The sequence below is a fragment of the Gelidibacter salicanalis genome (assembly GCF_007997285.1).
Classification (GTDB): Bacteria; Bacteroidota; Bacteroidia; order Flavobacteriales; family Flavobacteriaceae; genus Gelidibacter; species Gelidibacter salicanalis.
The window spans coordinates 155,625-181,076 of record NZ_VORX01000006.1 but is presented as its reverse complement, the minus strand read 5'-3'; the positions used below and the strand labels follow the sequence as shown (position 1 = coordinate 181,076).

Annotated in this window: 25 protein-coding genes; 4 read left to right on the top strand and 21 right to left on the bottom strand. The window is 38.3% G+C overall.

What is annotated here, in order from left to right:
• Positions 1-18: 18 nt before the first annotated feature.
• The 7 genes from ES711_RS13040 to ES711_RS13010 form a co-directional block, all read right to left on the bottom strand.
• Positions 19-798 (bottom strand): enoyl-CoA hydratase-related protein, encoded by a 780-nt coding sequence (locus tag ES711_RS13040; protein ID WP_146893741.1) that lies wholly within the window; start codon positions 796-798, stop codon positions 19-21.
• A 103-nt stretch (positions 799-901) separates the two neighbouring features.
• Positions 902-1,402 (bottom strand): 1,2-phenylacetyl-CoA epoxidase subunit PaaD, encoded by a 501-nt coding sequence (gene paaD / locus ES711_RS13035; protein WP_146893740.1) that lies wholly within the window; start codon positions 1,400-1,402, stop codon positions 902-904.
• Positions 1,403-1,487: 85 nt separating this feature from the next.
• Positions 1,488-2,243: a 1,2-phenylacetyl-CoA epoxidase subunit PaaC gene (gene paaC / locus ES711_RS13030; RefSeq protein WP_146893739.1), complete on the bottom strand. Its 756-nt coding sequence runs from the start codon at positions 2,241-2,243 to the stop codon at positions 1,488-1,490.
• Positions 2,244-2,333: 90 nt separating this feature from the next.
• The gene (gene paaB, locus ES711_RS13025; protein ID WP_133757339.1) at positions 2,334-2,621 is read right to left on the bottom strand and encodes a 1,2-phenylacetyl-CoA epoxidase subunit PaaB; all 288 of its coding nucleotides are present in this window, start codon (positions 2,619-2,621) and stop codon (positions 2,334-2,336) included.
• Between the two features lie 88 nt (positions 2,622-2,709).
• Positions 2,710-3,699 (bottom strand): 1,2-phenylacetyl-CoA epoxidase subunit PaaA, encoded by a 990-nt coding sequence (gene paaA, locus ES711_RS13020; protein ID WP_146893738.1) that lies wholly within the window; start codon positions 3,697-3,699, stop codon positions 2,710-2,712.
• A 162-nt stretch (positions 3,700-3,861) separates the two neighbouring features.
• On the bottom strand, positions 3,862-4,935 hold the full coding sequence (gene paaE, locus ES711_RS13015) for a 1,2-phenylacetyl-CoA epoxidase subunit PaaE (protein WP_146893737.1): 1,074 nt from the start codon (positions 4,933-4,935) through the stop codon (positions 3,862-3,864).
• Positions 4,936-5,154: 219 nt separating this feature from the next.
• Positions 5,155-5,745 (bottom strand): TetR/AcrR family transcriptional regulator, encoded by a 591-nt coding sequence (locus ES711_RS13010; protein WP_146893736.1) that lies wholly within the window; start codon positions 5,743-5,745, stop codon positions 5,155-5,157.
• A 66-nt stretch (positions 5,746-5,811) separates the two neighbouring features.
• Between ES711_RS13010 and ES711_RS13005 the strand changes: the two genes are divergently transcribed.
• Complete coding sequence (locus tag ES711_RS13005; protein WP_133757335.1) at positions 5,812-6,120, top strand: rhodanese-like domain-containing protein; 309 nt, start codon at positions 5,812-5,814, stop codon at positions 6,118-6,120.
• Here ES711_RS13005 and ES711_RS13000 read toward each other — a convergent pair.
• The 3 genes from ES711_RS13000 to gldB are packed head-to-tail and all read right to left on the bottom strand — an operon-like array spanning position 6,115 to position 8,029.
• Positions 6,115-6,726 carry a DUF4230 domain-containing protein gene (locus tag ES711_RS13000; protein WP_146893780.1) on the bottom strand — a complete coding sequence of 204 codons (612 nt, stop codon included), beginning with the start codon at positions 6,724-6,726 and terminating at the stop codon, positions 6,115-6,117. The two genes, ES711_RS13005 and ES711_RS13000, sit on opposite strands and share 6 nt — an antisense overlap.
• Positions 6,727-6,734: 8 nt before the next feature.
• Positions 6,735-7,070, bottom strand: a complete 336-nt coding sequence (gene gldC, locus ES711_RS12995; protein ID WP_146893735.1) for a gliding motility protein GldC — start codon at positions 7,068-7,070, stop codon at positions 6,735-6,737.
• A complete protein-coding gene (gldB, locus tag ES711_RS12990; RefSeq protein ID WP_146893734.1) occupies positions 7,070-8,029 on the bottom strand; it encodes a gliding motility lipoprotein GldB in 960 nt (319 codons plus the stop codon). The genes gldC and gldB overlap by 1 nt, the downstream gene beginning before the upstream one ends.
• 96 nt (positions 8,030-8,125) lie before the next feature.
• On the opposite strand from gldB, the gene nadE reads away from it, so the two are divergent.
• A complete protein-coding gene (nadE, locus tag ES711_RS12985; protein ID WP_146893733.1) occupies positions 8,126-8,914 on the top strand; it encodes an NAD(+) synthase in 789 nt (262 codons plus the stop codon).
• Positions 8,915-9,063: 149 nt separating this feature from the next.
• Complete coding sequence (locus tag ES711_RS12980) at positions 9,064-9,693, top strand: response regulator (RefSeq protein ID WP_146893732.1); 630 nt, start codon at positions 9,064-9,066, stop codon at positions 9,691-9,693.
• A 2-nt stretch (positions 9,694-9,695) separates the two neighbouring features.
• Here ES711_RS12980 and dnaG read toward each other — a convergent pair whose 3' ends face one another.
• Positions 9,696-11,660 (bottom strand): DNA primase, encoded by a 1,965-nt coding sequence (dnaG, locus tag ES711_RS12975; RefSeq protein ID WP_146893731.1) that lies wholly within the window; start codon positions 11,658-11,660, stop codon positions 9,696-9,698.
• Positions 11,661-11,757: 97 nt separating this feature from the next.
• On the opposite strand from dnaG, the gene ES711_RS12970 reads away from it, so the two are divergent.
• The gene (locus ES711_RS12970; protein ID WP_146893730.1) at positions 11,758-12,951 is read left to right on the top strand and encodes a DUF748 domain-containing protein; all 1,194 of its coding nucleotides are present in this window, start codon (positions 11,758-11,760) and stop codon (positions 12,949-12,951) included.
• A gap of 77 nt (positions 12,952-13,028) precedes the next feature.
• Here ES711_RS12970 and ES711_RS12965 read toward each other — a convergent pair whose 3' ends face one another.
• The 10 genes from ES711_RS12965 to ES711_RS12920 form a co-directional block, all read right to left on the bottom strand.
• Complete coding sequence (locus tag ES711_RS12965) at positions 13,029-14,090, bottom strand: hypothetical protein (protein ID WP_146893729.1); 1,062 nt, start codon at positions 14,088-14,090, stop codon at positions 13,029-13,031.
• 257 nt (positions 14,091-14,347) lie between these two features.
• Positions 14,348-15,079: a hypothetical protein gene (locus ES711_RS12960; protein WP_146893728.1), complete on the bottom strand. Its 732-nt coding sequence runs from the start codon at positions 15,077-15,079 to the stop codon at positions 14,348-14,350.
• Positions 15,054-15,629: an RNA polymerase sigma factor gene (locus ES711_RS12955; RefSeq protein ID WP_146893727.1), complete on the bottom strand. Its 576-nt coding sequence runs from the start codon at positions 15,627-15,629 to the stop codon at positions 15,054-15,056. The genes ES711_RS12960 and ES711_RS12955 overlap by 26 nt, the downstream gene beginning before the upstream one ends.
• 129 nt (positions 15,630-15,758) lie before the next feature.
• A complete protein-coding gene (locus tag ES711_RS12950; RefSeq protein WP_146893726.1) occupies positions 15,759-16,736 on the bottom strand; it encodes a polyprenyl synthetase family protein in 978 nt (325 codons plus the stop codon).
• Positions 16,737-16,906: 170 nt separating this feature from the next.
• Positions 16,907-17,947: a 23S rRNA (adenine(2503)-C(2))-methyltransferase RlmN gene (gene rlmN / locus ES711_RS12945; protein WP_146893725.1), complete on the bottom strand. Its 1,041-nt coding sequence runs from the start codon at positions 17,945-17,947 to the stop codon at positions 16,907-16,909.
• Between the two features lie 280 nt (positions 17,948-18,227).
• Positions 18,228-19,277: a tRNA preQ1(34) S-adenosylmethionine ribosyltransferase-isomerase QueA gene (gene queA / locus ES711_RS12940; protein WP_146893724.1), complete on the bottom strand. Its 1,050-nt coding sequence runs from the start codon at positions 19,275-19,277 to the stop codon at positions 18,228-18,230.
• Between the two features lie 184 nt (positions 19,278-19,461).
• Positions 19,462-20,694 carry a 3-phosphoshikimate 1-carboxyvinyltransferase gene (locus tag ES711_RS12935; RefSeq protein ID WP_146893723.1) on the bottom strand — a complete coding sequence of 411 codons (1,233 nt, stop codon included), beginning with the start codon at positions 20,692-20,694 and terminating at the stop codon, positions 19,462-19,464.
• Between the two features lie 505 nt (positions 20,695-21,199).
• Positions 21,200-21,526, bottom strand: coding sequence for a nucleotide pyrophosphohydrolase (locus ES711_RS12930; protein WP_146893722.1), 327 nt, complete (start codon positions 21,524-21,526; stop codon positions 21,200-21,202).
• A gap of 2 nt (positions 21,527-21,528) precedes the next feature.
• A complete protein-coding gene (locus ES711_RS12925; protein WP_146893721.1) occupies positions 21,529-23,538 on the bottom strand; it encodes a transglutaminase domain-containing protein in 2,010 nt (669 codons plus the stop codon).
• A 4-nt stretch (positions 23,539-23,542) separates the two neighbouring features.
• Positions 23,543-25,444 carry a DUF3857 domain-containing protein gene (locus ES711_RS12920; protein ID WP_246139190.1) on the bottom strand — a complete coding sequence of 634 codons (1,902 nt, stop codon included), beginning with the start codon at positions 25,442-25,444 and terminating at the stop codon, positions 23,543-23,545.
• Between the last annotated feature and the right edge of the window lie 8 nt (positions 25,445-25,452).

Genomic DNA, 25,452 nt, shown 5'->3' with positions numbered 1-25,452 from the left:
ATCAACAATCTTCAATACTTATCTACCTTTAAACTCTGGTTTTCTCTTTTCTACAAAAGCAGTAACGCCTTCCAAATAATCGTCTGTTTGAGCGGCTTCTATTTGCAATTTAGATTCTAAAGCTAATTGCGCTTCGAGATCGTTAGTCATGGACTTGTTGAATAACTCTTTAATCATGCCCAAGGCTTTGGTTGGCATATTGGCGAGTTTTACGGCAAGCTGATTGACCTCCTCTTCAAAACTTTCTAAAGGCAAGACTTTATAAATCATTCCCATTTTTTCTGCTTCTTCTGCCGATATTTTATCACCTAACATGGCCAATGCCAAGGCTTTTTGAAATCCGATGAGTCGCGGTAAAAAGAAAGTGCCGCCACTATCAGGAACGAGCCCAATAAGGCTGAAAGCCTGAATGAAACTAACTTTTTCATGGGCAACCACAATATCACAAGCCAAAGCGATATTTGCTCCGGCACCTGCTGCTACACCATTAATGGCACCGATAATTGGTTTTTTAATAGATCGAAGTCTGGTGACGATCGGATTGTAATGTTCCTCAAGAATTTTTTTAAATCCAGGATTGAGTTCTGGTGTGGTCACTTCTTTTAAATCTTGACCCGCACAGAATGCTTTTCCATTTCCGGTTAAAACAATTGCTCTGACCTCATCATTGCTTTCACAAGCATCCAAAACATCGTGAAGCCTGAACGCCATTTCACGATTAAAACTGTTAAACACTTCAGGCCTATTAAGCGTGATGATTGCTACTCCGTTTTTAATTTCTAATAAAATTGAATTCATATTTTTTTGATATCAATATCGATTTTGAATTTCCGAATTTTGAAATGAAATCAATTCCACATTCTTGATTCGGTATTCATGAATCAGTATTCATTATTATATTTTATTTCAAACATTTAAAATAATCAAAAGGTTCTAGACAGTCCTCACATTGGAATTGTGCTTTACAGGCCGTAGAACCAAATTGGCTCACCATTTTTGTGTTTATCGAGCCACATTGTGGGCATTTAACCAAGCGTTTGCCGTGCAATAACACGTCTTTATCTGCTTCAGCCCCCAAAGGCGCAGCAATACCATAATCCTCCAAGGCTTTTCTCCCTCTTGGTGTAATCCAATCGGTGGTCCAAGCAGGCGTTAAAATTAATTCCACCTCTGATTTGTAGCCAGCTTCTTGTAATGCTTTTTTAATATCGTCTCCAATAACATCCATCGCAGGGCATCCGCTATATGTTGGGGTGATCTGTACTTCTACAATGGCGCCCTCAAAAATTGCAGACCGCACCACACCCATGTCCATTATAGAAAGCACAGGGATTTCCGGATCGGATACTGTTTCCAGAATCGCGATCAGTTTTGGGTCGATATGTTGTTGGGTTGTGATCATAAATTATTTAAGATTGTTGATTGCCGATTTTTGATTTATGAAGTCTTCTAAAATTGTCAATCGTAATTCAACAATCAGCAATCTCCTACCATTCCATATTAGGATACGTGCGTTGCATGTATTGTAATTCAGTTAATAGATAGCCCATATGTTCCGTATGGATGCCTATTTTACCTCCTTTTTGGAAGTACTTGGATTCAGGAATTGATAAGGTGGCTTCTTCTAAAATTGCATTCACTTTTTCATAGTAAGCCGCTTTTAATTTGGTGACATCTACACCGATACCTTCTGCAACCATCGCTTTATCTGCATCTGTTTGATGGAATAATTCGTCAGTATAGGTCCACAAATCGTTGATGGCGTTTTGCATTTTTTGGTGACTTTCTTCAGTACCGTCACCTAAACGCTTGATCCAATCTGTTGAAAAACGTTGGTGATAACTCACTTCTTTAAGCGATTTTGTGGCGATGGCCGCCAACGTCAGATCCTTACTCTTTTGTAACTCGGTTAAGAACAAAAAGTGATACACATCAAATAAAAAGTGACGCGCCATGGTGTAAGCAAAATCGGTGTTGGGTTGTTCTGCCAATAACACGTTGACGTAATCACGCTCCTTACGCAGCATCGCAATGTCATCTTCCGTACGACCGTCATTGGCAATTTTAGCGGCATATTTGTAATAGCTGCGCACCTGCCCGAATAAATCGAGTGAAATATTGGTGCAGGCAATATCCGTTTCCAAACTTGGCCCGTGACCGCACAGTTCGCCCATGCGTTGCCCGAGGATTAAGGAATTATCGGCGATGCCGAGGATATAGTGATACAGATTGGTATTATTCATTCTATCTATAATATTGTTGATTGATGATTTTTGATTGCTGATTTTAAACTTCTGAAATCAAAAATCTTAATTCGTCAATCGTTAATCTATTTACATGTATTTCACCTCGTCAGGCAACTCGTAAAACGTAGGATGGCGGTAGACTTTATCTTGGGCCGGTTCAAACATTTCGCCGTTGTGTTCAGGATTGGAGGCTGTAATGTTCTTGGATTCAACCACCCAAATGCTGATACCTTCATTTCTTCTGGTGTAGACATCGCGTGCATTCTCTAGCGCCATTTCCGCATCAGCGGCATGGAGACTTCCAAAGTGGCGATGTTCCAATCCGTTTTTACTTCTGACGAAGACCTCCCAAAGTGGCCAATTTTTTGTTGACATAATTCTCTGTAATTTGAAATTGAAATTGAAATCGAATTTGAAGTTGAATTGATTTCGGTTTCAAGTTCAAGTTCAATTTCATTTTATATTATACTGCTTCTTTTTCTTTTCGTTCGGCGTTTTTGGCCGCGTGTGCCATGGCTGCATCTCGTACCCATGCGCCACCTTCCCATGCATCTACTCTAGCTTTCATGCGTTCTTTATTCATTGGGCCGTGACCTTTGACTACTTGCCAAAACTCGTCCCAATCAATGGCACCAAAATCATAGCTGCCGCGTTCTTCATTCCATTTTAAATCAGGATCCGGAATGGTAAGTCCGATTAAATCTGCTTGCGGTACGGTTTGATCAACAAACTGCTGACGCAATTCATCGTTAGATTTACGCTTTAATTTCCATTTCATGGATTGCTCCGTATGCACTGATTCCGCATCTGTAGGACCGAGCATCATTAAGCTTGGCCACCACCAGCGATTAAGGGCGTCTTGTGCCATATCCTTTTGCTCTGGTGTTCCGTTCGCTAATTTGATCATGATTTCATAACCCTGACGCTGATGGAAACTTTCTTCCTTACAAACTCGTACCATTGCTCGTGCATACGGCCCAAAAGATGTATTACACAGCGGAACCTGATTAATAATGGCTGCGCCATCTACCAACCATCCAATCGCACCCATATCAGCCCAAGTGACTGTGGGATAATTGAAAATGGAAGAGTATTTTGCTTTGCCTGAATGTAATTGTTCGTACAACTCATCACGAGAAATCCCCAAAGTTTCACAGGCTGAATACAAGTATAAACCATGGCCTGCCTCGTCTTGGACTTTCGCCAATAAGGCTACTTTTCGCCGTAACGAAGGTGCTCTGGTAATCCAATTGCCTTCTGGAAGCATCCCTACAATTTCAGAATGCGCGTGCTGCGACATCTGACGGATGTGGGTTTGACGGTATTTCTCCGGCATCCAATCTTTAGGTTCGATTTTCTCGTCTCTTGCGATCCGTTCTTCGAACTGGGCTTCTAAATTTTCAACGCCCGTACCTAACGGTACGTTCGGGCGGGTTATTTGTTCTTCACTCATCTTATTCTGTATTAGTGAACTATTATTTTGTATTCAGATTTGCGTTAAGGATTGAGGCATTGTCGGAGCTCCTCGCAGAGAGCGACTGCCGAAAGCCTGACCCTTTAGGGTAACGCCCAAATTATTTTATTAACAGCACTCAAAATTATTAAGTGTTAAAAGCTACACATCAAAATCGACCACCACCTTTTTACTGGTTGGGACGGCCTGACAGCTCAATACATAATTTTGTGCCACTTCCTTATCTTCTAACGCGTAATTCTTTTTCATTTGTACTGATCCTTCCTTTACTTGACACTTGCACGTGCTGCAAACGCCACCTTTACAGGCAAAAGGCAAATCGGCTCCTGCGGCCAAAGCGCCATCGAGTATATTATCGAAATCATCATCCATAATGAAATGGAATTCCTTCCCTCCATCGATAATCGTTACTTGTGTGCCATCAATTCTTTGCTCTAGAACTTCGGCAATCTGTTTATTTTCTTCTTCAGAACTTCCCGTAAAGAACAGTTCATAATGAATGTTTTCTTTAGGCATTCCCGCCGCTTGCAATTCGTCGCGAATTAAAAAAATCATGTCTTGAGGGCCACAGATAAAGGCGTGATTAGTATCAGGCACATCTATGAACGACTTGGTCAACACGGCTAGTTTTTCCTTGTCAAATCGACCGTTTAAAAATGGGATATCACGCTGTTCTTTGGTCAAGAAATAAAAGACCTGAAACCTATCAAAGAACTCATTTTTAAGCTGTTCTATTTCTTCTTTAAAGATAATGGATTTTACAGTCCTGTTCAAATAAAACAATTTAAAGGTACTGTCTGGCTCTTCGTGCAAATGGGTTTTGATGATGGACAACAAAGGCGTAATACCACTTCCTGCAGCAAAGGCGATATAATTGTTGTTTGCTTCAACATTCACATCTACCGTAAACTCACCGTGTGGCGCCATCACCTCAAGGGTATCTCCTTTTTTCAAATCGTTAAATGCAAAATTTGAAAATACACCATCGTGAATGGTTTTAACGGCCACTTTCCACTCGCCATCCAACGGACTTGAGCACAACGAATAATTACGTCGAATATCTTCGCCATTAAGTTCCTTTCGTAAAGTCAAATGCTGACCTTGACGAAACTTAAATTTTTCTTTTAGCGCATCGGGAACATCGAAAGAAATGACAACGCAATCTTTCGTTTCTTTATAAATATCTGCAACTTTAATGTTGTGGAATTCTGCCATAGTCCTTTATAAATCCCTCTTAAACCAAGAGTTCTGCTATTAAAATTCGTTTTCTCGTATAACTCAAAGGTTTTCGTAAACCGAGAGCAACTAACTAACAACCGTTAGTCTACATGACAAAACTACAAATTAAATTTGATATGTTTTGTTAAAACAATGATGGTGTTGATTAGATGTGCTTAGATAAAAGTACACTTAATTGCACTAAGGATGCAGGGATTACTCTGTAATGCTTTGATGGTTTATACCATTAATAAGTACATCTCCTAAATTCTTTGCCAGTTCTTCTCTATTGAGATCATCCTTTTTTGGGAGCCACAGGTATAAAGATCTTAGGGTGGTTAATATTGAAAACATAATAATTTCAGGATTCGAATCGCGAATTTCCCGAGCTTCTATCCCTGATTTTATAATCTCGACAAAATCCTCTTCGTAATTCTTTCTAAGCGACAAATAATACTCCAATTGATCTTCAAGATGCATCCAGTCATTATTGAGCGATGCCATTCCGTAGGTATTGTGAATGGTAATGTTGACATGCAACGAAACAATAGCGCGTAGTTTATCAATTATTGAAACATCTGAACTTTTGATAGTTTCCATGCCACGGGTAAACTCTTCCGCCAACGAAATAATGATGGTTTTCAGAAGGTCTTGTTTGGAATCGATATGATTGTACAGACTTGCCGCCTTCATGTTCAACGCCTTAGCCAAATCGCGCATAGTCACCGCACTGTAACCTTTCTCTTTAAAAAGTTTTGCGGCTGTTTTAATGATTTCTTCTTTGCGGGTTTGTCCTGTAGTGTTCAATCGTTAAAATTTTACTCAAATTGCTTCGAGTGGTGGATATTTTGTAAATTTAAATAAAAATAAACTATGGGATTTTTTGACTTTTTATTTGGTACGGACAAGAAACAACAAGTTCAGGAAATGATGAGCAAAGGCGCCATTATTTTGGATGTGAGAACCAAAAGAGAATGGGATAATGGCCATATTGCCAACGCCAAGCATGTGCCTTTAGACGACTTACAAAATCAGGTAGAAAAATTAAAAAAACTAAATAAACCTATCATAACCTGTTGTGCAAGTGGCATGCGTTCAGCTAAAGCTGCTCAAATTTTAAAATCAAAAAACATTGAGTCCATCAATGGTGGCAGTTGGTTAAGCCTGAAAAAGAAATTATAGTTTGATGTTCTGCAATTCGTCTGACGATTGGATAGAATTGCCATTGTACTGAAGTGTCCACCCTAAGGAACTGGTTAAAATATAAAACTTAGACAGTTCGCTGATCAATCGGTTTTGTGCGTTGCTTTTTAAGTTGGATGCCTCAATCTTTTTCATAAGCTGGGCGTTCACTTTATTTTTGATTTTATTGTAATCTTCTGCTTGAAACGGGTTCAGAAAATCGGCAGTCACATCATAATATTCAAAATCAGGACTGATATTGATCTCCTCTTTTGGAATGCTCAGAATTTTAAGGGTCTTGGATTTTTCGTCAAGCTCGTATTCAATCTGGCTCAAATCATAAGAAACCGTAACATTAGCATTGACCACTACCAAAGCCTTCTTTTCAACATTTACCAAATTTACAAAAATGGCTTTCGAATTTTTATAGGTAAATACCTGACTGAAATGCCCTTCAGTAACTACCAATTTGCTGACATTCCTGATTTGTTCCTGAATGAGCGCAGAATTCTCCTGTAATATGGTTTCATCTTTATCATTAAAAAAATAACGATAGCCGAAGAGGACTACCATCACTAATATTAAAACGTACAGGAGTTTGCGCATCATAGTTTTTACTTCTTTAGTTCGAGTTTCTCTGCAAAATAATCGCAGAAATCCTTCATGGTTGCCGTCATTTTTTCATCTTGGGTAGCCCGCTGAAACGTATTACTCATTTCAACCAAAGTTTGGTGGAAAAATAATTTCATTTCATCTACAGGCATATCTTTGGTCCATAAGTCAATTCTCAAAGTTTCCTGAGCATTGCTATCCCAAACCGAAAGCATCATCGCTTTAGCTTCTTCATTATTTATGCCACCATCTTGCGCCGTCCAACTTAATTTTTCTGGGACTTTGTTTTCATCTAATTCCACATGGAGTTCAATGGTAGAGGTTTTTGTATTTGACATTATTTACGAGGTTTAAATTTTGAGTTATTAAAAATTTCGTCGGCATTTTTCTGGAGCATTTCCATGAATGGAACATCGTTAGTATTCATATACGCCCTGACAATCTGCCAACCTATATACCGCCCTAACCGCCCTGGGGACTCACTGTCCAATTCCAAATAAAATTTTGAAAAAGGCGCATCGGCAATAAAACGGCTAGCCAAGGTATTATCTGTACTGAACAGCAACTCGCGCTCAATAAAGTAGCGCCATATTTCGCTTTCATTTTCACCTGCCCATGCCAATTGCGCTTCGGTATATCCAATTTTATCAGCATCAGAGGCAAACGGAATCATTTTATCCTTAAAATACAGCTGCTTCCCGAAGTAAACCATATCGTCCAATAAGGTTGTTGGCTTGTCTTGAAGAATATACTGCTCAGCATAATTGGCTGCTAAATCGCTCACAATTTGGGAGCGTTTCATATTCTGGGTGAGAAACTTTTGGATGCCTTCGTAGAAATGATGCTCTGATCCCAAATAGGTATCTAACGATATTAGCACAATCGTATCCGTTACAATGGTCTTGTTTCTATAATCTACATCAGAGGTTACCGTGATGACGCGAGGAACTTTAAATGAGCGATCGTAATATTTTAAATGTTGAAAAAGCGACACGATTGCGTCTTCCTCTTTGCCGAAGTTAGAAAACGTCGATTTCACTTCACCCGATAATTCATGCTGCAGCGTGTCTTGCATGCGTTCTACCCAAATAGAATCAGGAATGCGCTCAGAAAATAAAAATGGATACTCCTGTTTTAATTTTGGCAAATCTTTAGGTTCTGCATCGGCATAGACCAAATCAAAACGTTCTATGGTAACATTGACATCAATTTTAGAAATTTCATTTTCTAGTTGATTATCGTCTTTACAAGCACTAAGAAAAAGCAAGAGGACTATTAGAAAAGCAGCATTCTTCATGGGCAATTTTTAAAGGTCTTTAATTTTTATTACTTAGGTGATTACTTTATTTTTGTTGTACAAAGGTAGTATTCTTTGTGTTAAATCATTCAAAAAATGCAAACAGAAAAAGTTATTGACCACATTGTAAAATGGCTAAAAGACTACGCCACAAACGCGAAGGTAAATGGGTTTGTCATTGGTATTTCTGGCGGAATTGATTCTGCAGTCACTTCAATTTTATGCGCGAAAACTGGATTTGAGGTGTTGTGTATTGAAATGCCAATACATCAACCACCAAGTCATGTGTCCAGAGGTCAAGAACACATTCAGCAATTGAAATCGAGATTTACCAATGTGAAAGAGGTTTTAGTGGATCTCACCCCTGTTTTTGAAGAATTTAAAACTGAGGTGTCATTAGATGGCAAGCAAGCCATTGTAGATATGGCGCTCGCCAATACACGCGCGCGCTTAAGAATGACTACCTTATATTATTATGCGGGATTAAAAGGCTTATTAGTGGCTGGCACAGGAAATAAAGTAGAGGATTTTGGGGTTGGATTTTACACCAAATACGGCGATGGTGGTGTCGATTTAAGCCCTATTGCTGATTTGATGAAATCTGAAGTCTATGCCATTGCTAAACATTTAGGTGTCGTCGAATCTATCTTAAATGCTGCACCTAGCGATGGGTTGTTTGGTGATGACAGAACGGATGAAGACCAAATTGGTGCTTCCTACCCTGAATTGGAATGGGCCATGACGATGATCGAAAATGGTAAAACAGCTGAAGATTTTGAAGGGCGACAACTCGAAGTCTTTAATCTCTTTACGAGGCTAAACAGGATTAATCAACATAAAATGGTACCTATCCCCATTTGCGAAATTCCATTGCTTTTGAAATAGTCCTGATTATTGTAAGTTAATTCACTGAAAATTAGCAATTATCAGTGAAATCTATGTTTTTTTTTATACATTTACGTAAGACATCTCCACAGATAAGACCCCAGATCTTAGTATAGCGACCAACATTACTAACTAATACATGATATATTATGATTAAGGTACTGGTTGTGGACTACCATCCAATAGTTAGAGAAGGCATCACACTACTTTTCGAAAAGGATCCAGATATTGAAGTTGTTGGCACAGTGGCAACAGGTATAGAGATCTTCGAATTTATTAGACGTTATCCAATAGATGTTATAATTTCTGAAATTGACCTCCCGGAACTTAACGGGATTACGGCGTTAAGAGCTATCAAAAAAGAAAATACCGAGTTAAAAGTAATTATGTTCAGTCACCAACCTGAAGAAATTTACGCCATCAGCACCATCAGAGCTGGTGCTGCAGGATATCTTTCTAAAACGGCAGACACGGCGACTCTCAAAGAAGCGATTCTCAAGGTGTATAACGGCGAAATTTATTTGAGTGAGGTGATGGCCAAACACTTAAATTATGACGATACACGCAACAAGAAAAGCAAGCTCTATAAACGTCTTTCTACCCGCGAAGTGGAAGTTTTAAAACTACTTTCATCGGGCAAAAAGAATAAGGAAATTGCTTTGGAACTTGATATCAATGAAAAAACGGTCAGCACTTATAAAGCTCGACTTTTTAAGAAATTAAATGTGAGCAATTTGGTCGATTTAATTCACCAAGCGGAACATATGGGGACAATTTAAACCTAACCACTGACAACCTTTCCTAATTTTTTTGACAGGAGCGTTTTGAGTCTTAAATAATCTCTTACATCTTCCATGATGCTCATGGTGTTCACATTGGGTCGCGTAATGTCAGATTGGTATTCGACGACTTTTTGATCAATTAGAAAACATCTAAGACTTAATATGGTTTGTGTAACCAATTGAGCTATGGTTTCCTTTTTTTCTTTAGGAACGATATGGTTACGCTCCCAATCGTGTAGACTATAACGCTCATCATTCATCAAAATAGTAGTGACTTCATTAGCCATATTTTGATCGAGCTTATTTATAAAATCTTTTAATTGGAATTCCTTCGATTGGTGCAACGCGTCAATGATAACGTAGTATAGGTTTTTAAATCCTTCATCGGAAAACTGCATTTCATCCTCCTGAAGGTCCAAATATATCTTTTCAAACACCTTGGCTTCGTGAATAACAGGCTCTAATTTCAACTCGCCAGATTTTTCATCTTCCTTCAACACCAAATCTTCAAATTGCTCGGTTTCATTGCCGTAAAGCAATAAGATTTCGATAATTTTAAGTTCCAGCTCATATTGATGGTTAATCTTTTGAGTGGGCTTTTCCGTACGCATTACCTCAAATGCACGCTGTTCAGGTGGCTGTTGATTTCCCGGGTCTTGAGACCCTTTTTTATTGATCTGTGCTAAAGTAGTAAACAACACTTGCTCACTAATATCCATAATATGAGAGCATTCTCTAATATAGATTTCGCGCTTAATCGGATCGGGAATTTTGGCAATACTATTCACAATTTCACGGATGGTATCCGCTTTTTTTATAGGATCATTCTTGGCATCCTCAACTAATAAGGATGCTTTAAACTGAATAAAATCTTTGGCATTTTCATCCAGATATGCAGAGAGCTCCTCCAAAGTATTCTGTCTGGCAAAACTGTCCGGGTCTTCTCCTTTAGGAAAGGTGCACACCTTAACATTCATACCCTGCTCCAATATCAAATCTATTCCTCTAACCGATGCGCGCAAACCTGCAGCATCGCTATCAAAGAGGACAGTTATGTTTTTGGTCAGACGATTGATCAATCTGATCTGTTCCGGCGATAAAGCTGTCCCTGATGACGCCACCACGTTTTTAATGCCTGTTTGATGAAATTGGATAACATCCGTATAGCCTTCAACCAAATAACAATTATCTTCTTTAGCAATTGCTTGTTTGGCGTGAAACAGGCCGTAAAGAATCTTACTTTTATGATACACCTCACTTTCCGGTGAATTCATGTATTTTGCTGCCTTCTTATCGGTACCTAAAATTCGACCACCAAATCCTAAGATTCGACCACTCATACTGTGGATAGGAAACATGACCCGACCTTTAAATCGGTCAAAACGTTTGTCCTCCTTAACAATCGTCAAGCCTGTTTTTTCAAGAAATTGAATTTGGTAACCTTTTTTTAAAGCTTCATCAGTAAACCCTTGCCACTCATCAAGAGAATATCCAAGATTAAAGGCTTTTATAGTCGCATCCGTAAATCCTCGTTCTTTAAAATAACTGAGTCCTATGGATTTTCCTTGATCAGTTTTATAAAGAATTTTCTGGAAATACGTATTCGCAAATTCATTGACCAAGTACAGACTTTCGCGCTCATTGGCTTCTTCTTTCTGTTCGTTGGTTTGCTCTGTTTCTTCAATTTCTATATTGTACTTTCGGGCCAAATATTTTATGGCTTCAGGATAGGTAAAATGCTCGTGCTCCATTAAAAAAGTAACGGCATTTCCTCCTTTTCCACTACTAAAATCCTTCCAAATTTGCTTTACCGGACTCACCACAAAACTTGGCGAACGTTCATCACTAAAAGGGCTCAAGCCTTTAAAGTTACTGCCCGCTTTTTTGAGGTTGACGAAATCGCCAATAACCTCCTCAACACGGGCGGTTTCAAATACTTGTTCTATGGAGAATCTTGAAATCAAAGTAGATTATAATTTTTTGTAAAAATAGGGTAAACAAATTAATTTAGTCAACGCAATTTGAAACCATCAAGATTTTCGTAATTTTAATAAAAAAACTATGGGCACAGCAACAAAACGGAGCGCCTACACAAAAAAAAAGTATATAATTTTACTTATTATTGTTGTAGTGTTGGTGGCTTTTAGACTTTATTTACCAACATTGGTCAAAAATAATCTTAATAAAATTCTTGCAGATATTCCAGGCTATTACGGGCAAGTAGAAGATGTAGATATTGCTTTAATACGCGGTGCTTATGTAATCAATGGCATGTATTTGAACAAGCTCAACGCCAAAACTCAGATCCCGTTCTTAAACTTTCCCAAAAACGATATCTCTATTGAGTGGAAATCGCTTTTTAATGGGAAAATTGTAAGCGAGATCATCATGACAAATCCTGAGGTTATCTACATCTTTGAAGATCAAAAAACAGCATCTGAAGGCGAAACTGCAGATGTTGACGATTGGACCAAAGCCTTAACCGAAATTGTTCCTATTGATATCAACCACTTTGAGGTCCACAACGGTAAACTTGCTTTTGTGCAGTTACAAGCGGAACCAAATATTGATTTGAATATTTCAAAAATAGAATTGTACGCCGATAACTTACGGAATGTCACTTCAAAAGAAGGCACATTACCTTCGCCCATTCATGCCACTGGGGTAACTTTTGGAAACGGCAACATGACCTTAGATGGCGATATTAATTTGATTAAGGAAATTCCAGACATGAATTTAGAGTTTGCGCTGAAAGCATCTAATGCTACAGCCCTAAATGATCTTACGCGCCATTATGCAGGTATTGATTTTGAAAAAGGAACCTTTGAACTTTATAGCGAAATAGCCATTGCCAACGGCTATTTAAAAGGCTATATCAAACCAATGCTGACAGATTCCAAACTGATTGGAAAAGAAGATGGATTTATCGGGGTGCTCTGGGAGGGCTTTGTGGGATTTTTCAAATTTTTACTTAAAAATCAGCGCACCGACACTTTGGCCACAAAAGTGCCTATTGAAGGCGACTTAAACCAAGTTGAATCTGGCGTTTGGCCAACAGTAATAAATATTTTTGGCAATGCGTGGATTAAAGCTTTTAAGGGTGAAGTTGATGATGATATCGATTTTGAAGATGCGCTTCAGCAAGCCAAAGACGATGCCAATAAAACCTTAGAAAAAGAAAAACGAAGGGAAGAACGAGAAAAACGAAGAAAACAGCGGAAAAAGGATCGGGAAAAACGCAAAGCAGAAAACTAGCAGTTCAGCAAAAAAAAGCCTTGAAAAATTCAAGACTTTTAAGACTAACACTGAATAATAACTCTATTTACTATTTTTTAATCTAAAGCCCAACGTAGTCCTAAAGAGACATTACGCTGATCTACCTCTTGGTTTTTGAACAATGTATTTAAATTATATTTCGCATAGATACTAAAGTCGCCCAACCCAACATAACCACTTAAACCGTACATTAAACTATTGGTATTAAAATCTGATTTTACTTTTTCCTTTTGATTGTCGCCATCAACTTTAAACTTTACTTTCTGCATCGTATTTAAATTTAGACCGGCAAACCCACCTAAACCAATTTTAAACTGATTGTCATTAAAATATCTGATGCGGTCTCCATAATCCTTCAATTTTGACGGACCAAATTCAAAATGTACCGGAACAACCAAACTCGTGGTTCTGAATTTTGATTTTTTCAGGTTGAGAGGATAGGTTTCTAAAACAGTTTCTTTTCCATTCTCTACAAAATATTGGTTGTCCTTGATGCTTAGTTTATTCCATTGAAAGGCCAATCCATAATTAACCCGCACAAAATTTGAATTTTTCAACACTCTCGTACTCCAAATCCAACCCAATTCTACAAAGCCGGAGCCTCCAATTTCGTAAGGCGAATCCTCTAAACTTTGGCCGTCCATGATCGTATTGTTGAATCCGATAGCAAACAGCAGCATATTGCTGGATCGGATATCATATTTTGGGGTAGAATCCCTAGCAAATGACATAATTTTTTTAGAGCCAATAGAAAACACAAAATTTGTGTCTGAAGTCTGTTTAGCCGCATAATACTCCGGATTTCGCTTGATAAGCGCTATCTGACTGTCTGCAATAGCTAACCGATTCTCAATGTTTAAGGCGCGCTTTTTCGCCATCTCTTGTTTTAACGCGTCTGCTTGCAGTTTGGTAATCTCTCCTCTTTCAAGACGCTTATTAATGGTCTCAACTTCTGTTTTTAAAGAAGCCTTTTCATTTTGAGTGATGCTATCCTTAAACTGAATTAATCTTTCAATTCTTAGTTCAGCTTTGTTTTTTTGCAGCGTGTCTTGGGCCTGCGTATTTCCCATAATTAAGCATAAGCTTGCCAGCACAATACATTTGACAATTGTGTTCATAGTGTTCGATTTTTGATTGATAATTGATGAATAATAAATGGTAATTGGTGACCCGCCCGAACGTACCTTTTCGGTACGGGCGGGTTGTTGATTGTTGATTGTTGATTGTTGATTGTTGATTGTTGATTGTTGATTGTTGATTGTTGATTGTTGATTGTTGATTGTTGATTGTTGATTGTTGATTGTTGATTAAAATGTATAATTTTCCAGCTTTGTTTAGGTAGATTTTTTATTAATTATAAAGAATTTATTGCACTTTAGTTTTGACGTTCGGCAACCGCAGTTCTGATGGTTTCATAACTATTTTTAAGGGCTTCAAATATTTTATTTCTGAAAGATTCCTGCAAATCTGCTTCAACGTCGCGCAACAGTGCGTTGGCGTCAACCGTATAATTGGGTTCATGGAGAGCAGATTGGTAATTGAGGTCTCTTTGGGCCTTAGTCAACAACGCCTCTATATCCGCATCGGTTACAGCTTGTCCCTGACGTTTTAAATATTCGAAGTGAGCCACAATTTCTGTCACCTTTTGATTTTCCAAAGTTTCCAATGTATTCTCAGAGACTACTGACGATTCCGGTGCTATATGGCTATTCTTAACTATTTGAGTGTTTTGGGAGGTCATCGACCGTTTTGGTTCTTGTTTCCCTTCTATAGGATCTGCTGAATTTAGCAGGTCCTTTTGCTCCACCACTTGTTGCTTTGGTTGAAGTTGATCCAATTCAAAGGTTTGCTCATCGCGCTGTTCTTGTGTATCCACAAGAATTGGATTTTGAATTTCAGGAGTATTCCCGCTAAAAAACATAGTCGTTATCAGCAATACCGCCGTAACGCTGGCTGCGATGCCAATCCACCAATACATTGGTTTGATTTGCCGTTTTTCAGACGCATCCAATCGATCAGATAATGTACTCCATGAGGTTTCAGAGGGCTTTATCACTCTCTTCTCAAGCGCATCTTTTACCTCATCTTCCCATTTCACTTGTTTCATTGTGTCGCTTATTTAATGTGTTAATTTTGTGCTGTAGCACTTGTTTTGCCTTAAACAACTGCGATTTTGAAGTGCCCTCAGTGATGTTCAATACCGTTGCAATTTCTTGATGTTTATAGCCTTCAATAGCGTACATCACAAAAACCATTTTATAACCTTCGGGCAATGCATCAATGTGCCGCTGAATCTCATCCACTTCAATGTCAGATTCAATAGTGTTGTCCTGCTGGTGTACAATTTCAACATCTTCAACTGAAAATTCAATAGTTTTTTGTTGCCTCAAAAACGAAATGGCTTCCCGTACCATAATTTTTCGAAGCCAGCCTTCAAAACTACCTTCATCCTTAAAATTTTTTAAATTGGTAAAAGCTTTCAAAAAGCCGTTAAGCATCACATTTTCGGCGTGCTGAAGATCCTTTATATAATAGCGACAAATACTCAACATTTTTGGGGCATGTGTTTCATAAAGCACATGTTGCGCCTCCCGGTTATGTTTAGCCGCTTTGTTAATGAGTTGGATGTTGTTATTATGTAATTGGATAACTTTCAAGAATTGCTCTGATTAGGTCTTCTATATATAAAGACGTTAATTTAAGGCAAAAGGTTGCCTAAGGTTGTAAAAAAAAGTAGATCAATTAAAAATTGTATGGAAAGTAGAGAAACGAAAGTCTAAAAATTTCTATTTCTTACGGTCAATCACGTAATTGACCATGAGTAATAGCGACGCTTTAAATTGAGATTCTGGATAGGTATTGAGGAGTTGTAGGGCTTCGTCTTGAAAAGCCATCATTTTTGTAACTGCATAATCAAGTCCGCCTTTACTTTTTACAAAAGCAATCACTTCCTTGACGCGCTTTTTATCTTTATTCTTGTTTTTGACCGAATTGATCAACCAGGATTTTTCCTTTTTTGTGCAATTGTTGATGGCGTAAATCAGCGGTAAGGTCATTTTTTGTTCCTTAATATCGATACCCGTTGGCTTACCGATGGCTTCGTTGCCATAATCGAACAAGTCGTCTTTAATTTGGAATGCCATACCAATCAGTTCTCCAAACTTGCGCATAGTTTCAACATCAGGAGAGTTTGGTTTTACGGATGCCGCACCCAGACTACAACATGCCGCAATGAGCGTTGCTGTTTTTTGGCGGATAATTTCGTAATAAATGTCTTCTGTAATATCGAGCTGGCGCGCTTTTTCAATTTGGAGCAATTCGCCTTCACTCATTTCCCTTACGGCAACGGAGATGATTTTAAGAAGATCAAAATCGTTATTATCGATGGAGAGCAACAAGCCTTTAGACAAGAGATAATCGCCAATAAGCACGGCAATTTTATTTTTCCACAAGGCGTTGACGGAGAAAAATCCGCGTCTTCTGTTACTATCATCAACCACATCATCATGAACTAAGGTGGCGGTATGAATCAATTCGATGACGGCAGCTCCGCGATAGGTGCGTTCGCTCACATTCCCGTTGTTAACCATTTTGGCCACAAGAAACACGAACATAGGCCGCATTTGCTTCCCTTTTCTGTTAACGATGTAGGTGGTAATCCGATTTAAAAGCGCCACTTTTGAAGACATAGAAAGCAGAAACTTTTGTTCAAAAAGTTCCATTTCATATCCAATGGGCAGCTTTATTTGTTCAACAATTTTCAATTGAATGTCGTCCTGTAGAATTTGATAACAAACGTACTAAAAATGGCCATGATATGCTATTATTAAGATCAGAAAGACCAGTTGAAAAGTCAAATAATGTCAAGAAATAATCGACTATTCTTTAGACGGTTAGATTTTTACAAGATATTGAATTATAAATCCAAGGGGATTTAAGACTTATTCGCCAATTGACCGCAAGCAGCGTCAATATCTTTTCCTCTTGAACGTCTTACCGTAACGGTAATATTATGGGCCTCCAACATAGAGATGTACATGTCTATCGCTGCATTATCTGCTTGCTGAAACTCTCCGTCATCAATAGGGTTATATTCAATTAAATTAACCTTGCTTGGCGCAAACTTGCAGAATTTAATCAGAGCTTCCACATCCTTTTTCTTATCGTTGATGCCATCCCAAACCACATACTCGTAGGTAATGGTATTTTTAGTTTTCGTATACCAATATTCCAGAGCCTCTCTTAAATCGGCCAATGGGAAGGTGGCGTTAAACGGCATAATAGAAGTTCGGACCTCATCAATCGCCGAATGCAGAGAGACGGCTAGGCCGAATTTAACCTCATCATCCGCCATTTTCTTGATCATCTTAGGCACTCCGGAGGTTGACACAATAATACGTTTTGGAGACATGCCCAAACCTTCTGATGAAGTGATTTTATCAATAGCCTTCAGCACATTATTGTAGTTCATGAGCGGTTCTCCCATACCCATAAACACAATATTACTCAACGGTCTATTAAAATATAGGCGACTTTCTTTATCAATGGCCACTACCTGATCAAAAATTTCATCAGGATTTAGGTTACGCATGCGTTTCAGACGAGACGTGGCACAAAACTTACAATCTAAGCTACAACCTACTTGAGATGACACACAGGCCGTAGTACGTTTTGCCGTAGGAATCAATACAGATTCTACAATCAAGCCATCGTGAAGACGCACAGCATTCTTGACGGTACCGTCAGAGCTACGTTGCATTTGATCTACTTCAATGTGATTGATCACAAAATGATCTTCAAGCACCTGACGCATCTCTTTGGAGATATTCGTCATATCTTCAAATTTATGCGCACCTTTATTCCAGAGCCACTCATAAACTTGATTGCCTCTAAATTCTTTATCGCCTTGCGCGACAAAAAATTCACGGAGTTGTGCTTTTGATAATGCGCGTATGTCTTTTTTAGTTGTTTCCATTGCAGTTGCAAAAATAATGAAAGCAAACTACTTCAGGGTGTAATTGAAGTTGAAATTGAAAATGAAGTTGAGGGTGAAATTGAATTTGACATTGAATTTGAAGCCGAATTAGGACTTAAGTTAGTTGCTGTAAGATTATTCACAAAAAAATCTGACTGAAACCGAAAACTGAAAACTGAGGACTGCACACTACAGACTGATAACTGAGGCCTGAATACTGCCGACTAAAAAAAAAGCCCCATCCAAAAGAATGAGGCCCATAAATAATATTTTTTTATGTTTAGATAATCAACATCGCGTCTCCGTAAGTGTAGAAACGGTACTTTTCTTTCACGGCTTCTTCATAAGCTTCTTTCATAAAATCATGACCAGCGAATGCCGATACCATCATCAACAACGTTGATTTTGGCGTGTGAAAGTTGGTAATCATACAGTTGGCAATGCTAAACTCATAAGGAGGGAAAATAAATTTATTGGTCCAACCTGAAAATTCGTTAAGCGTTCCGCTTGAAGACACTGAACTTTCAACAGCTCTCATAGCCGTAGTTCCTACAGCACACACTCTCTTCTTCTTAGTTTTGGCATTATTGACAATATCCGCAGCTTTTTGATCAACAAAAGCTTCTTCACTATCCATTTTATGTTTGGACAAATCTTCTACCTCTACTGGGTTAAAAGTTCCTAATCCAACGTGAAGTGTCACTTCAGCAAAATCGATGCCTTTAATTTCCAAACGCTTTAATAAGTGTTTTGAGAAATGCAACCCTGCAGTTGGTGCCGCCACAGCCCCTTCATTTTTCGCAAAAATAGTTTGGTAGCGCTCTTCATCTTCCGGCTCCACATCTCTTTTGATGTATTTAGGAAGTGGTGTTTCGCCTAATTCGGTTAATTTTTTACGGAATTCTTTATAAGAACCATCGTATAAGAAACGTAAGGTACGCCCTCTAGATGTTGTATTATCAATGACCTCAGCTACTAAGGTTTCATCATCACCAAAATATAATTTGTTACCAATACGAATTTTACGGGCCGGATCAACCAAAACATCCCATAAGCGTTGCTCTTCATTAAGTTCTCTTAACAAAAACACCTCAATTCTTGCACCTGTTTTTTCCTTGTTTCCGTATAAACGTGCAGGAAAAACTTTAGTGTTATTGAGGATCATGACATCTCCTTCATCAAAATAATCAATAATATCCTTAAACAATTTGTGTTCAATTGTCTTATTTTTTCTATCCAAGACCATCAAACGCGCCTCATCTCTGTGTTCAGCAGGATGTTCAGCTAATAATTCTTCAGGAAGTTTAAAATTAAAATGGGATAATTTCATGTTTTAATATGTTTATTTTAATTGATCAGTTCTGTCTGCCAACAAAACTCAGGACGACGTTTTCTACCACACCGAGGGTGTATTACTCAGATATAAGTAATTCACTGCGCGATTTGTATAGATTTTTTTGCAGGCTGCAAATATACAATCTCAAAGTAGGCGTTGTCAAGTAAATGACTGATTATTATTTTGATATTTTAAATCCGATGCTTTTCAAATCTTCCCAGAAGGTGGGATAGGATTTTGAAACGACCATGGCGTCTTCAATATTTAGATTTGTTTTTAAGGCTAAGGGCGCAAAAGCCATAGCCATCCTATGGTCGTGATAGGTGGCAATGTTAACATTACCGGTAATTTGGGTTGAAGTATGTAATTGTAAAGCATCATTGGTGATGTCTACCCGAGCGCCTAATTTTTCCAATTCCGTTTTTAAGGCTACCAATCGGTCTGTTTCTTTGATTTTTAGGGTGTGCAATCCGGTTAAATGGCAGGACATTCCCAATCCGAAACAGGTCACGGCAATTGTTTGAGCAATATCGGGCGCATTCTGAAGTTCACAATCGATGGTTTCAACTTGCGAATCTGTTTGCTTTAAAAGTGTGATGGAATTGTCATTAAAAGTCGTGATAACCCCAAAATCGATATAAATGGAGGCCAATACAGAATCGCCTTGTAGACTATCTTTTTTGTAATACGATAAATTGATTTCAGTTCCCACAGGACTCAAGGCAACGATGCTGTAAAAATAGGACACAGAAGACCAATCACTTTCTACCGTGAGCTTTTGCTGTTGGGAATTTAGATTTTCGAGCGGACGCACTTTGATACTGTTATTTGTAAAATTGGTATCAACTCCTATTTGTTTGAGCAAATCTAAAGTCATGTTGATATAAGGCACGGAGGTAATTTTACCTTCTAAAGTTAATTCCAAGCCGTTTTTTAGTTTTGGCGCAATCAACAATAAGGCGGAAATATACTGACTGCTGACGTTCGCTTTAAGAGTTACTTTATCTTTTGACAGTGATTTCCCTTTAATCTGGAGCGGAGGACAGCCTTCGCTCTCTAAATAAGAAATATCGGCGCCTAACGCGTTCAACGCTTCCACCAACACTTGAATAGGACGTTCTTTCATTCTTGCAGAACCGGTGATCACCAATTCTCGACCTTCTTGGGTAACAAAAAATGCGGTTAAAAAACGCATGGCTGTACCGGCATGAGACACATCAATTTGATTTGAGGTGGACGCTAATGCCTTTTGCATCACTTCTGAATCGTCAGAATTGGATACATTGTCAATGCTGAGTTCTGGATACAAGGCTTGAAGCAACAAAAGCCGATTCGATTCACTTTTTGATCCGGTGATGACAATATTTGGGAGCGTTTCTAATAAAGTAGATTTATGAAGGGTAAACAACATGAGAATTGGGATTTACGATTTTTGAATTTACGATTTACGAAAATATAAAAGCTATTTCACAAAGTGCCACAAAGATTCACGAAGTTTCACAAAGCAGGAGTGGGATTGGTGATTTCTGATTTTTGATTTACAATATTTGATTTACGATTACGATTGAGGATTTTTATAGGGTTTCAGTCCTCAGTTCTCAGTCCTCAGTTCTCAGTCCTCAGTTCTCAGTCCTCAGTTCTCAGTCCTCAGTTCTCAGTATTCAGTATTCAGTGTTCATTTTCGATTTCAATTTCATCTTCAATTTCAAAAAGCTATTTCACAAAGTGCCACAAAGATTCACGAAGTTTCACAAAGCAGGAGTGGGATTGGTGATTTCTGATTGATGATTGCTGATTTACGATATTTGATTTACGAATTACGTTCTCATTATTCAGTCCTCAGTAGTCAGTCTTCAGTAGTCAGTGTTCATTTTCAATTTCGATTTCGATTTCGATTTCGATTTCTATTTCAATTTCTACTTCAATTTCTCATTATTGTGATGCCGATCGTGATCGCGTTTGGTTTTCTTGTCCATTTTCTTGTCGAAGGCATCTTGCAGATCGATGCCTGTTTGATTTGCTAAACATAACACCACAAAAACAACGTCGGCTAATTCTTCACCCAAATCTTTGTCCTTATCGCTTTCCTTTTCACTCTGTTCGCCATAACGCCGGGCAATAATCCGAGCTACTTCGCCCACTTCTTCCGTGAGCTGAGCCATATTGGTCAACTCATTAAAATAGCGAACGCCGTGGGCTTTTATCCATTCATCGACATCTAACTGCGCGTTTTTAAGTTCCATAATTATATTTTTTTAAGAACAATTTTTTCTGATTGCTTGTCGGTCATCAACTGATTAAATTGTTTAAAATCTGCATAGTCTTCTGGCAGAATTAAGCTTTGTTTCAAATCGATGGTGATGACAAATTGCAACATCTTTCCGTTTTCATTGGCAATATACTTAAACTCGCCCTCACTGTCATTAAACTGAACTACCATACTTTCAGGCATCGACTCTACAGCATAGCCTTCAGGAATCATGATATTGACTTGATATTTGTCGTTATACGGATAAATATAATCGATTGGATAGTTCCGTTTGTCTTGCTTAAACGGATTTTCTTTAAGTGCAAAAAACAGCATTGGTGTCACAAAAACCTTATCCCCTATTTTCTCGACACCACTTTTTAAAGAATAATCGAACACATAAACGAGCGGCTGATGCACATCATGCTGATCCTTAATATCATAATTTGTGATTTCAATTTCACCTTTGTCTTTTTCTACTTCCAATAACTTTTCATCGGCACTAAAATTTTGATGTTTGCTCCTGAAATCTTTCGCCGCAAAAGAAGTCATTTGATGTTTTACTTTGCCGTCAATCGTAAAATCATCATTAATTTTTGCGTTTAATATCACCACTTCTCTAACTGCCTCCTTAGGCGTTAAATCATACCAGGCTGACGTTCCTGATTCTTTAACAATCATCCCTTGCCAATTAATGGCGTGAATTGGTAACACATTAGGCGTAGAAAACTTATCAGTGGCATCCAAAACAATCACATCATTTTGCATTTCTACTGCAGCCACGACATAATTAAATCCGCCAGTGCCTGGAAACAGCGGAATGTCATTAGCACGGGTGCTAATTAACATTGGGTTCGCATTAATTTTGGCAAATCGCAACATGGCCGTGAGCATCAAATTAATATCCGCCACATTACCAGAACCTTCTTTATAAGCTTGTTTGACGCCGTTTTCAGTGATGTAGCCGAAATAATTATTCCATTTGACTTTTGATTTTACAAAATTAAAAATCAAATTAATCTTTTCTAAATCGGTTTTGGCATCCTTTAGAAGCATTGTGACATCCTCTTCAAAATAATGGCTCTGCTTTAATTGGCCTCCAAAATCAGACTCCTTAGAAATGGTTTTTGCCACCTCATCCCAAGTAGTTGCATAATTGGTGTAAGAGCCATTCGGATCTCTGAAAAACGCATATTCCCATACTAATTTAGTGCGATAGGTGTTTAAATTACTGACGTATTCCTCATTCTTGAGGGCAGGAACATTAGAAGCCTTTACCTCAGTTTTATTCTCTTTAAACTCCCATGTATTACTAGAAAAGGTGGTTGTACTTGTTTTACCGTTGTGCGTTCTATTCTTACTATCAACATTTTCTGTACGCAATACCTGAACATCATTAATTTTAGGAATATAGGTCGCCCTTGGATTTACAAATTTATTAAAGTTAAAGTATTCCGGAATCCTCACGGAAGCTTCTAATTCTTTAATAGGGATGCCGTATTGTAAATTCACATCATCAATACTCATATAAGGCGAGGTGATACGGTATTCAAACTCCACAACAGACCCTTCTTTAATATTTGGCATAGTAAACTTCTGATTATTCAAAAATTTATTGACCTTTTCATTGAAAATACCATCTTTTTTGAGTTTCGTTTCTTCAATTTTTCCGTTTACCAAATTGTAGGTTGTAGCTTTTAATCCCACAACATTTTCTCTTTTTGATCCGTTTTCTCTGACGCGAATCGTTTCTGTGGCCCAGTCAAACCCATCTTTATTGTAGATTTTTATGCGCTTAAAAACATCGGTTACCTGAACAAAACCATCATTGGAATTGTAATCATAATAGGTTTTATGGTTTACATATAGAATTGTAGCATTTGCCTCAGGATCTTTTGGATTTTGAATTTCTTGAAGTTCTTCGGTAGAAACTTTTCCATATCTAAAATCCTGAGAGTAGGACCAATGGAAGATCAAAAAAACGAGTAGGCAGGTAATTGTTTTCATGGGGCTATAATTTTGATTTTAAAATGATTCTCGATTTATCGTGTTTCACCACGTCTATCCAAAAATTTCTAAACGCTTCGTAATCTTCTTTGGCATACGCTCCTGTGTTTAAAATGAAGGTTCGGTTAAAGACGAGTTTGTCGTCTGATAATTTGACAATTGAAGATTTATATTCTCCAAACGGCGTGGTCATAAGTACATCATCTTGTAATGCCTCTATGTCAAAATTCTCCGGAATTGAAATTGTATAGGTGTCTTTATCATGGTAGCCGCGTTCTATAATGAAAGGCAACTTCCTGTCGCGGTAACGTGTGGGAACGTTAGACAATACATTGAAAACATTCGGACTCAACAATAATCGGTCTCCTGTTTTTGATGCATATTTTTTCGCACGTAAAGAAATATCTTCTGTAAAAGCAATGGTTGCTTTATCGTTGCGATGCCCCATTGAAATAACATCTAAATTATTGATATAATTCCAGTAATCTTTATAATGCAAGGCTTGGTCCTTTGCTGGTTTATTCTGCACGTCTTCGTGATAGCCATATTGGGTGCCATAGGACTGCATTTGAATTTTGGCATCCATATCACCATCAGCGGTTAACACTATATCGGCGGTTGTTTCCAACAAGTTTTCGGAAGGCCTGTAAATTTTAGTATGCACAATTTTCCCACCTTCAGGCGTTAAAATAAGCGCATCTCTATCATCAGTAAAATTGGCGTTGTAACCAAAAGGCGAGGTCTGGCTGGTACATTCAAGCCAAATAAAGTCATCGTCTTGAGGAATAGCCAAAATGACATGGGTGCCCTGAATGGAAGAAAACGAAGGGTCTATATTGACAATGTCCGGACCGCCGTGGATTACGGTATAATAACTCTCAACACCTACTTCGTTGAGCAAGGCTTTGGTGTAATTGGTTAGCCCTTTACAGTCGCCATAACCCAGTCTGTGCACATCAGCAGCTAACATGGGTTTCCAGCCGCCAATTCCAACCTGAACACTGATGTATCTAGTTTTATTTTGCATATACTGGTACACTATTTTCGCCTTTTCTACATCTGACGGTACCGCTGCGGTTAGATTTTTAATTTCTGTTTTAACGCCCGCTGGAAGTGTTTGGGTGTGAGAAACCAAACTTTCATTCATCCATTTGCCAAAATCTCTCCAGTTGGCGTTGGACCCTTTTACCCCTTCCATTTCAAACGTTGTTAAGGTTGCCTTTAACACTGGTGCAAATTGAGAAAAATCTGGACTGTATGCCTCCGATTTTAAGGCTTCCAAATTACTGGCGCGATAAGAAAGTTCGCCCAGTTTTTCGATTTTAAAATCTTCAAAATTGGTCGTTTTAATTTTTATCTCAATACCTGATAGGTTGCTGATGTGATACGTTGCCTGTTCTGTACTGATAAAATAGCCCTCAATAGGCCGCCATCCAGGCACAAAACCAGTGGAGTTGAATTCAATTTCGCTTTCAAATAATACTGTGTAAGGATACTCTGTGGGCGTATATCTCAAATATTTTAAGCGACTGTCTGAATAGAGCGTGCCTCCAGGCACCGCACTCATATCTTCAAAATCATTCTTCTTGATTTTTTTAATCTCTTCACCTGAGGCATTAAAGATTCGGGCCTCCAACTTTTTGATGGAAATATTCTCATCATATCCTACCGTTGTGCCTACTTTAGAGTTGCCGGAAGAATTTAAAATGGTCACAATCCTTTTGTTGGTGTAGACCATTTTATTAAACGATTTGATTTCAATATGATTGTCATCAAGCCTGACTACGGCATTGGCGTTTTCTCTAAGATTTTCTGGAATGGTGTGGAAGCTCAATAGTTTTTCAGTCTGCGCGGTACAGAACAGCGGAAAAACCAGAACAAAAATTAAGCGGTAAAATTTGATCATGGGGACTT

Coding starts and splice junctions, on each gene's coding strand:
- ES711_RS13040 (WP_146893741.1), bottom strand. CDS start 798: ATGAATTCAATTTTATTAGAAATTAAAAACGGAGTAGCAATCATCACG.
- paaD (WP_146893740.1), bottom strand. CDS start 1,402: ATGATCACAACCCAACAACATATCGACCCAAAACTGATCGCGATTCTG.
- paaC (WP_146893739.1), bottom strand. CDS start 2,243: ATGAATAATACCAATCTGTATCACTATATCCTCGGCATCGCCGATAAT.
- paaB (WP_133757339.1), bottom strand. CDS start 2,621: ATGTCAACAAAAAATTGGCCACTTTGGGAGGTCTTCGTCAGAAGTAAA.
- paaA (WP_146893738.1), bottom strand. CDS start 3,699: ATGAGTGAAGAACAAATAACCCGCCCGAACGTACCGTTAGGTACGGGC.
- paaE (WP_146893737.1), bottom strand. CDS start 4,935: ATGGCAGAATTCCACAACATTAAAGTTGCAGATATTTATAAAGAAACG.
- ES711_RS13005 (WP_133757335.1), top strand. CDS start 5,812: ATGGGATTTTTTGACTTTTTATTTGGTACGGACAAGAAACAACAAGTT.
- ES711_RS13000 (WP_146893780.1), bottom strand. CDS start 6,726: ATGCGCAAACTCCTGTACGTTTTAATATTAGTGATGGTAGTCCTCTTC.
- gldC (WP_146893735.1), bottom strand. CDS start 7,070: ATGTCAAATACAAAAACCTCTACCATTGAACTCCATGTGGAATTAGAT.
- gldB (WP_146893734.1), bottom strand. CDS start 8,029: ATGAAGAATGCTGCTTTTCTAATAGTCCTCTTGCTTTTTCTTAGTGCT.
- nadE (WP_146893733.1), top strand. CDS start 8,126: ATGCAAACAGAAAAAGTTATTGACCACATTGTAAAATGGCTAAAAGAC.
- ES711_RS12980 (WP_146893732.1), top strand. CDS start 9,064: ATGATTAAGGTACTGGTTGTGGACTACCATCCAATAGTTAGAGAAGGC.
- ES711_RS12970 (WP_146893730.1), top strand. CDS start 11,758: ATGGGCACAGCAACAAAACGGAGCGCCTACACAAAAAAAAAGTATATA.
- ES711_RS12965 (WP_146893729.1), bottom strand. CDS start 14,090: ATGAACACAATTGTCAAATGTATTGTGCTGGCAAGCTTATGCTTAATT.
- ES711_RS12960 (WP_146893728.1), bottom strand. CDS start 15,079: ATGAAACAAGTGAAATGGGAAGATGAGGTAAAAGATGCGCTTGAGAAG.
- rlmN (WP_146893725.1), bottom strand. CDS start 17,947: ATGGAAACAACTAAAAAAGACATACGCGCATTATCAAAAGCACAACTC.
- queA (WP_146893724.1), bottom strand. CDS start 19,277: ATGAAATTATCCCATTTTAATTTTAAACTTCCTGAAGAATTATTAGCT.
- ES711_RS12935 (WP_146893723.1), bottom strand. CDS start 20,694: ATGTTGTTTACCCTTCATAAATCTACTTTATTAGAAACGCTCCCAAAT.
- ES711_RS12930 (WP_146893722.1), bottom strand. CDS start 21,526: ATGGAACTTAAAAACGCGCAGTTAGATGTCGATGAATGGATAAAAGCC.
- ES711_RS12925 (WP_146893721.1), bottom strand. CDS start 23,538: ATGAAAACAATTACCTGCCTACTCGTTTTTTTGATCTTCCATTGGTCC.
- ES711_RS12920 (WP_246139190.1), bottom strand. CDS start 25,444: ATGATCAAATTTTACCGCTTAATTTTTGTTCTGGTTTTTCCGCTGTTC.